This is a genomic window from Kitasatospora sp. NPDC004272 (assembly GCF_053603035.1).
In genome coordinates this window covers 1-1070 of the sequence record NZ_JBSGET010000295.1, presented here as the reverse complement: position 1 = coordinate 1070, position 1070 = coordinate 1, and the positions used below count along the sequence as shown (strand labels likewise).

Here is a 1070-nt window from a genome sequence, read left to right as displayed (position 1 = left end):
TGTTCTGACCATGGAGGTTGGTGACGGGGTTCACGGTGTGGTGATCTTGAAATGAGTGAGGGCCTTCTGGCCTGGTGTGGATTGCGACATCTGCACCGGCGACCAGAAAGGCCCTCATGCCACACCGTAACGCACCGCTGACCGAGACCGGACGGCTGCGCCTGGCCCGCTGCGTGGTCGAGGACGGCTGGCCGCTGCGGCGGGCCGCCGAGCGCTTCCAGGTCTCACCGACCACGGCCATGCGGTGGGCGGACCGCTACCGGGAGCTCGGCGAGGCCGGCATGAGCGACCGCTCCAGCCGGCCGCACCACAGCCCGAACCGGACCCCGACCCGCACCGAGCGGCGGATCATCAAGGTCCGCGTCCTGCGCCGATGGGGCCCGGCCCGCATCGCCTACCTGCTCAAGCTCAACCCGGCCACCGTGCACCGCGTCCTCACCCGCTACCGACTCGCCCGCCTCTCGCACCTCGACCGTGCCACCGGACGGCCGATACGACGCTACGAGCATTGCGCGCCGGGCGAGTTGGTCCACGTCGACGTCAAGAAGCTCGGCAACATCCCCGACGGCGGCGGACACAGGGCACTGGGCCGCCCCGCAGGCCGCAAGAACCGCTCCGGCGTCGGCTACAGCTACCTGCACAACGCCGTCGACGACCACTCCCGCCTGGCCTACAGCGAGATCCTCACGGACGAGCGCAAGGAGACCGCCACCGCGTTCTGGGCCCGGGCGAACGACTTCTTCGCCCGGGCCGGGATCACCGTGAAGCGGGTCATGACCGACAACGGCTCCTGCTACAAGTCCCGCCTCTGGCGCGACACCCTCGCGTCCGGCGGGATCACGCACAAACGCACCCGCCCCTACCGGCCGCAGAGCAACGGCAAAGTCGAACGCTTCAACCGCACCCTGCTCGACGAATGGGCCTACGCCAAGCCCTACCGCACCGAACAGGAACGCCGAGACGCCTACCCCGCCTGGCTCCACACCTACAATCACCACCGCGGACACACCGCACTCGCAGGCCAACCACCCGCCACCCGCGTCCCCAACCTCACAGGACAGAACAACTAG

1 protein-coding gene is annotated in these 1070 nt (G+C 69.0%); it reads left to right on the top strand.

Going from position 1 to position 1070, the window contains the following annotated elements; all coding sequences use genetic code 11:
* Positions 1–116: 116 nt before the first annotated feature.
* On the top strand, positions 117–1070 hold the full coding sequence (locus ACWEO5_RS38515; RefSeq protein WP_452166712.1) for an IS481 family transposase: 954 nt from the start codon (positions 117–119) through the stop codon (positions 1068–1070).

Excerpts from the sequence above, each read along its gene's own strand:
- ACWEO5_RS38515 (WP_452166712.1), top strand. The coding sequence starts at position 117 with ATGCCACACCGTAACGCACCGCTGACCGAGACCGGACGGCTGCGCCTG.